The organism is Adhaeribacter sp., from assembly GCF_057359045.1.
On record NZ_JBMQUD010000109.1, the window covers coordinates 1 to 7,995 of the forward strand.

Here is a 7,995-nt window from a genome sequence, read left to right on the forward strand (position 1 = left end):
AATGTCTAAGGTAGCATCCGTTGACTGACCATCTACCAGTATATATTCAAAATCCGGATAGTTCTGCGACAATACCGACTCTATCGTGTCCCGAATAGTGCCACTACTGTTATACGATACGGTAATTATGGAAATCTTCATTAAAGTAAAAATTAAAACTACAGGTAATCAGGCTTATTAATATTCTTACTCTTTTAGCAGACAGTCGGTTTTAGTTTAATATAAAGTAGAAATGTTTCTAAGAATTTTGTAAAAAAATAATATTAACAACTTTAACTTTTATTTAATAGAGAAACCAGTTACTGAATACGAATACTATTTAAAGATTAAATCTTGAATATTCAAATTTTCTAATATTTTTTTTATTAAATTTTTACTTCTTATTTAAAAAATTAAAATTTTATAAAAGCAAAATTATATCCTGCTCACAAAAGTAAGTAAAATTATTGGTGCAGTTTGCTTTCTGTTAGTCAAACGCAATGAAATAAATATACTTTTAGCTTTCATGACTTTATAATAAAAGCAAGACAGCTTCTAAAAGCCTACTTTTGTTAAAAATACGCTTGTTTTTACTACAGTTTCATATTATATACTTAATATAATATAAAGTATATGTTTTAATTCTAATTAATTAGAGCTAAAATCATACCATTTAAAATAAATTTATGGACTGTAAATATTTAGGTAAATTAAAACGCTCAGCAATAAGCTGGTAAAATTAAGCTAAAAGGTTAAGGCTTACCTGGGCAGGATGTCTTAACGCAGCTAATTAAATATTTTAAAAAAAGCCGTTAAGTTGGTATTAGCAATATTACACTTGCGTGTTAGTGAATAATATTTAGTTTAGAGGAGTTGTTCTGGTTTAATTATACACGTAAAAAACGGCATTGCCAGTGGCTACCTTATTTTGTTTATCTACTACAGACACCATAAGCCGGTATGGTCCTTCGTAAGCCGGTGCATTTAACTCTATTTGATACTGGCCGGCAGTTGGGGCGGCCTGGTTCTTACAAAGGTTTAGAGGCAAAGTTCCGCTGCTTATAATTTCGGCTTTATCCTGACCAAAGGTGGCATCAAAATAAACCTCTACAAAGTCTTTCTGCACTTCCCAACTTAAAATCAAATCTTCGGGTTTGGGGTACTGTACGTTTATGGTAGCCGTTATTTTCTGATTACCCTCAAGATAAATGTTTTGTTTGGAAGAGGTGCCATTTACCAAAATATTGGTTAAGCTTGGTGCCCGATTTACTGGCCAACTTCCCGTCCAGACGTACTGTAAGGCATCTACCATTTCGGTTACCTCGTCGCATTCTGTAAAAAAGCTGAACCAAGTAGAGGTATATTCTCTTTTAAAACCCCAGTAAAAAACATAAGAACCCAGAAACTTGCCGTTATTACCCGCAGTAAGGTCATGGTACTGCTGCTGAATAATTTTGGCTTTTTCGCTGCTGGTGGGTTCCACCTGGGCATACCATTCGGTGCCTGGCGTTTCCCAGTAAGCTACTCCGCCATATTCTGAAACCAGGTAAGGCCCGTCCCAACCCGCCGCTTTAACCCGCTCCGGAATGGTGTTCAGATCTTTGTATACGTTAAAGGATAAAAGATCAATGTCTTGGCAAAAGGTACTAATAAATCGGGTAGTCACCCGTCGCACGTCGGGTAGCATGGTTGTGGTAGGATGATTAGGGTCTACCTCGTGGATCATTTTAGCAATATCATTTACAGCTTGCCACAAACGAACATGCTCCATAACCGCTCCCTGACCAATCCGCGCATTAAGCTCGTTCCCGATACCCCACATTAATAAAGCCGGATGATCCTTAAACCGGATAACCTCTTTTTTTAAGCGCTCGAGTTGGGTAGAAACCAGCTTTTCGTTGCCGTAATCCATGTAGCCGGCGTAAGCAACACGTAAGCCTAATGTTACGGTTAAACCATTTTTGTGGGCATTATCTAGAATTTCCTGCGCATTCTCAACATCCCAAACCCGAATGGAATTTCCGCCGGCCGCTTTTATAAGTTCCAGGTGTTCTGTACCAGCTGCCCCTTTAATAAAATAAGGTTTACCGTGGCGGTACAACTGGTAGCGGCCATTTTGCTCTTTTACCTCTACCGTTCGGTTCAGAATCTGGTTTTCCGGACTAACCTTTTGATTACAGGCAAAAAAGCATAGCTGAATAAAAAGAATAAAAATATAATTTCCGGCCACTACACCACTCTTCTCCCGGAAACTTTTTCGTAACAAAAACATTCTCTAAAAAATTTATTCTGATTACCCTTACAGGTTAATGGCTTTACTAGCCGTAGTTACTTTACCCTGGTTATCGTATATATAAGCGTATAACCTAAATTTACCTCTTTTATCGGATATCGTAACTTTAATTTTATTCTCTTTATCGGCTTTTTCCAGGGTGCCGGTTTTCAGGAGGTAATCGTCTTTGTACAAATGCCACTCTATATTCCGGATATTTTTGGCCGTACTTATAGCTGTAAATTCAAATGGCCGGTCTGGTATTAAATACCCGGATGGTCCCACAATAAATACTTTAGGTATTTTTACTTCTGGTTTATGTTGCCAGATTTTTTGCAGGGCATAATAAACCGGCTTTTTCCGGCCTCTAAAATCGGTGATACCAAACCAGGTTGCCGAACCTTCGAAACGATCGGTCCAGCAAAAGGCTACGCCGCCTACATTATAGCCTTTGTTCTGAAGTACATATTGCTGCCACTCGTGCTTATACAACTCTGCTTTGGCGTGGTCCGATTCTTCGACGAGCATGTTATTTTTATCTACAACCGTAAATTCCGGATCCCAGTAACCACTCGGGCCAAATTCAGAAATTAAATACGGACGGGAAGGATCATGTTTTGTTGTAATGGCTTGGAGTTTACTTATTTGGGGTACATAATAGGAGTTTATGCCCATAATATCTACCGACGGCACTAAGCTTCTGTACGACAATAGTTCGCCGGGTAATTGCCGGGAGTGCTCCAAAGAAGTAAATACCGGCCTATCCGGATCCAGCTCATGTATGCGTTTAGCCATTACTTCAACCATTTGCATGTAAGCCTTGCGGGCCACATTCAGGTAAGGTTGGCTGTAATGCTTTTTAAGCAAACTACTCGTTTCGTTACCTACCGACCAACCCAAAACCGCCGGCGAATCTTTGTATTGCCGTACTGTTTCTTCTACCTTTTGCAGGTACTTTTGTACCTGCGCCGAATCATTATAATAATCAAAACGCGGATCGAACCAGAAACCGTATAAAACTTTTAAATTTTGCTCTTCGGCAATTGTCAGAATATTTTGGTCGTACGGGCCGGGACTATAGCGCCGGATGGTATTCCCACCCATTTCTTTAATCGCTTTAAAATCTTTTTCGAGTTGCTTACGGGTAAGCGGACTGTTGCCATCGCGCCAATCGTGTTGCGGGTTATAAGCAACGCCTTTAATGTAAAAAGGCTTACCTCCTACTTCTAGAGTAAAATTGCCAGTATTACCCACTAAATATTTCTGGCGTTTATTTACAATTAGCTCGTTATGCGAGTGATCTGTAGCCAATTTAGCTACTGTAGAATTATGAAACCGGAACGCTTCGGGTTCAAACGGTTCCAGTACAGCAGCCAATTCGGTAGGTTTTTTGATAGACCAATCCATTAATGCAGCAGCATTTGCCTGCCCGTGATTGTATAAAACCACCGATTTAATTTCTTTAAAATCTCTGTTAACCCTTGATAAACTGGTTTTAAGCCACTCCTGCCCGTCGCCACCCTTATTGGTAGAGCCAAATGCCGTAAGCATTACCGGTTTATTATATTCTAGCGTCTGGTTGCGGAAAGGGGTATAAATTTCTTCAAAAGTTTGCCACTTGTGGTCTGGTGTGGCATTCCCATAATTTAAGCAGTTTATGCCTACCCAATCTACAAATTGTTCGCCGGGGTAATACCGCCACATAGACTTGGCATTACCCGGATTCCAGACCCAGGTAACATTATTTACGCCTTCTGCTACAAACGTAGATACCACATGGCGCCAGGCTAAGATGTAGTTTTCCGGATTAAATTTAGCAGTGTCGGCAATGGCAACCGCCAGTTTTCCTGGCTCGGGAGCAAACTGCACAAACACAGGATGATTCAGCGTCCGTATTTTCCGGGCAAAATCTTTAATATAATTATCAAGCTGGCCGTCGGCAATATTTACTAAAATACCTTTCTGTCTAATACTATCGGCAAATACAAAATTATCATTCCGCAGTGGGTCCCAGGTAAGCATGGGAATGGCCCCCTTAGCCGCAATATGTTGCAAGTTGGTTAATGAAAATCCATTTAAATTACCCGGTTCCCAAGCCTGATTAAGCGAAACAACATTAAAGTTGGTACCCAAAGCTTTTTCAAAATTTAAGACTGGCGCTAGAGGATTAATATTTTGCTCTGCAGGCAAATGTACGCCCAGGTAAAAACCACCCACTTCTTTCTTTATGGGCTCTTCGTACATGCGTATTTTTTCTTTTTTAGAACTAACCGGATAAAAAAGGGCTACCGTACTAAAAAGAACCACCAACAGCGCCAACACCGGTGCACCCTGTCGCAAAACCTGGTAAGTATTGGGTAATAAAGTGTTGCGGAACCAATGTCGTAAATTTGCCAGTGCTAATAAAACCGACCAACGCCGTACCTGCCGTTTAACGGAGTTAAGCCAAACCTGCTGACTAGCCATAACCACCAAACCTAATTGCAATACATTTACAAAAATAAATGTTGCCATCAGCAAATTATACGGGTTCCAGTCAATAGCCAAACCATACACCACCGCCCCGATACATAAAAAACAAATGCCTATGTTGGGTAAACTTAAAGGCCAGTTATTTGTATTTTCGTCGTTTTTAGGAGTAGGGATATACGGCACTTTTACGCCCAGCAGTGTATACACAAAGCCCAGCAAAAAAACCCACCACGAGCCAAACAGTAATATACCACCTGTAATATGCAAACCACGTTCGTGTTTTTCGAGCAGCCAGCGCTGTGCGTATTGCCTTATTAATAAAGTAAGGGCCAGATAAGGCAAGCTTACCAACAACAATAATTTAGGTTCTATTAATACCGGCACTTCGTTTGTAAGCAAGGCCACTACGGGTATGGCAATATCAATCAAGGCCATTATACCCAGCGCATAGTGCAGGGGCAGCAGTAAATAATGCAGCATCTGGCGCCAGGTAAAATTACGCACCAGTCGTGGGTATACATGCACTAATAAATCAAAAGTACCTCTCGACCATTTAAGTTGTTGCTTGTAATAAGCAGCAATAGTAGCCGGCACTAGTCCGCGGGTAAGGATTTTGGGTACGTATACCGACTTCCATCCTTTGGCGTGCAACTGCATGGCCGTATGCATGTCTTCGGATAAGCCGGGGGCATGACCACCAATCGAATCCAGGGCTTCGCGCCGGAAAGTACAGTTAGCCCCAATTGCCTGCGCTGTTCCATAGCTGTTCATACCCATCATCATAGGGCCATAAAACATATAAGTTTGCTGGGCAGCCCCGCGTGCTATAAAACTTTCTTCGGCATTTTTATAAGCCTGCACTACCTGCACATAGCCAATTTCGGGGTTCTCAAAATAAGGTAGCACCTCGTCTAAGAACTGGGGCAGCGGCTCATGGTCCGGGTCCAGAATTACGCAAATTTCGCCGGTGGATTGCTGCAAGGCATTGTTAATATTACCGGCTTTAGCATTTTTCTTATCGGTACGGGTAACATGCACTACCTCTAACCGACGGCAAAGCTCTATTAAAGCAGGGTCGTTACCTTCGTCGCAGAGGTAAGTTGTATGCGGATACCGCACCTTCTTCATGGCGATGAGGGTACTTTCGATCATGTCGTAGGGTTCGCCGGGCATGGCCGTCGTAAGCATGTCTACTTCCCACATTCTGGTAGAGATAGGCTTGGGCGTTACCCCAATACTCCAGTAATGATACCACTCGTATAAAACCCGGATAATTTTATATGAAATAGAAATTCCTAAAAGGATATATAGCGGCCGATATCCTATCCGTTCCTCATCAAAAAACCAAAAGGCAAATCCAACTACACTCGCAACACCCAAAACAATCAGGGTTCTTAACAAAAGTTTTTCCAGTTTACCCGGAGCCTTTGCCTCGATTACTCTGGCTTTGTTCTGCAGATGCGTTTCATAAACGGATGTAAAAAACATTATATTTATTTAGTATTAACCATACTGCAACTAAATACCCGAATTTTATAAAAGTTGTTAATATCCGGATATTATACTCTGAATTCTTTATCTAAGTTATTAGATTATATATTATATTTAATATATTTAAAAAACTATATAAAGATAGTTTTTTTATCTTTAACAGCATTGTAAAATATAATATTTTTTTAGATAAAGATAATTCATTTAACTAAAAGGCAATATTTAATGCTTAAAGTAAGGTTTAAGACCATTAAAGTAGATTTTAATGCAAGAGAATACCATACGCATAAAATTGCCGGCTACTTTTATTACCTCTGCTTTTTAACAGGCAAATATTTGGCCAAGCTTAATTAAACCACTCTAAAAAATACTATTATTAACCTGTAGACCCTATAAGATTTTAAAAACTAAACACCTGGTACGCGGCTGCGTTTTAAACGAACTTTATCGCGTTGTTTTAAGAAGTATGGTACTAAGTTTAAGATGTAAGCGCCACTAACTACAGCTGCAAATAAAAAGTTAACCCCATAATGATTAAGTGTTAAAGCCAACCAAATAAAAAATAAATTAATTCCATATAAAGTAAAGGCCGCTTTGGCGTGGTTAAGCCCTAAACGCAACAGCACATGGTGTATATGGTTGCGGTCGGGGTGAAAGGGGGACCGGCCTTGTAAAATCCGGATAATAGACACCCGCAAAGTGTCGGTTATGGGAATAATTAGAATGGCCAATGCTATCGGGGGCGTGTTTAAATATTGTACCGGCTGCGCTGCTACCTGCACGGGCAAATCAATAAACTTTACGCACAAAATAGCTAAAATTAACCCTACCAGCAAAGAACCGCCATCGCCCATAAATATTACGGCCGGCGAAAAATTATATCGTAAAAAAGCCAGCAAAGCCCCGGCCGTAGCAAAAGAAATAATGCCTAACGATACTTGATTGGCATACAAGAAAAAACTCCCGAAAGTAACAGCCGCAATAATGCCTACTCCGCCCGCTAACCCATCAATGCCATCTATTAAATTAAAAGCATTAATAATTACAATAAAAACCAGTAAGGTTAAAAAGATACTAACGTAAAACGGTAATTCGTATAGCGAAAATAATCCTTGTAAATTATGAATCCGGATATTGCCACAAACAATCAGGATTCCGGCCGCCGCTAATTCGCCCGCCAGTTTTTTAGTTGGCGACAGGTTTACCACATCGTCTTTTAACCCCAAGAAGAAAATTATTACCAAAGATAATACCAGCCACCGCAGGGCCAAACTATCCGGAATATCCATCCAGAAAAGCACCGAGAAAAAAATACCCGAAAAAATAGCAATGCCTCCTAAAGCCGGAATAGCACTTTGGTGCAGCTTTCTTTCGTCGGGAATATCAAATAAATTGCGTTTACGCGCCATCTTTAATACCGATGGTACCATAAAATAAGTAAGTACAAAAGCAGAAATAAAACTGGCAAAAATATAAAGCATCATAAAATCTGGGATAACAGGTTTTTCCAGTTCTGAGGTTTTGATACGTGAAAGTTAGATTAGCAAAAACTTTGCCTATATTTAAGAAAAGTTAAAAATTTACCAGGAACGACCTGCCTGGTTGCGCCGGAGAGTAAAGCGGGTTATAAGCCGGAGGCATTGTTTAATAAAATGCAGTTCAGGAGAGACTACAATAAACTGCTCTATTTTGCGCAAGGGCTTTAGAAGCAACGTATACAAACGTGGCGTTAGCTTGTTGTACTCCCAGGCCAATCTATCTTCCCGGTTTGCCCGCAACCG

The 7,995-nt window shown here is 40.3% G+C and carries 4 protein-coding genes and 1 pseudogene; all 5 read right to left on the reverse strand.

Annotation, left to right across the window (positions count from 1 at the left end):
- A partial coding sequence (locus tag ACO1R6_RS16480) for a glycosyltransferase (RefSeq protein WP_486266088.1) occupies nt 1-141 on the reverse strand: 141 nt, incomplete at its 3' end.
- A 721-nt stretch (nt 142-862) separates the two neighbouring features.
- Nucleotides 863-2,251 (reverse strand): glycoside hydrolase family 2 TIM barrel-domain containing protein, encoded by a 1,389-nt coding sequence (locus tag ACO1R6_RS16485; RefSeq protein WP_486266084.1) that lies wholly within the window; start codon nt 2,249-2,251, stop codon nt 863-865.
- 27 nt (nt 2,252-2,278) lie between these two features.
- A complete protein-coding gene (locus tag ACO1R6_RS16490; RefSeq protein ID WP_486266085.1) occupies nt 2,279-6,211 on the reverse strand; it encodes a glycosyltransferase in 3,933 nt (1,310 codons plus the stop codon).
- 410 nt (nt 6,212-6,621) lie between these two features.
- Nucleotides 6,622-7,698, reverse strand: a complete 1,077-nt coding sequence (locus tag ACO1R6_RS16495) for an MraY family glycosyltransferase (RefSeq protein ID WP_486266087.1) — start codon at nt 7,696-7,698, stop codon at nt 6,622-6,624.
- 96 nt (nt 7,699-7,794) lie between these two features.
- Nucleotides 7,795-7,995, reverse strand: a pseudogene (locus ACO1R6_RS16500) (hypothetical protein); the annotation flags it as partial.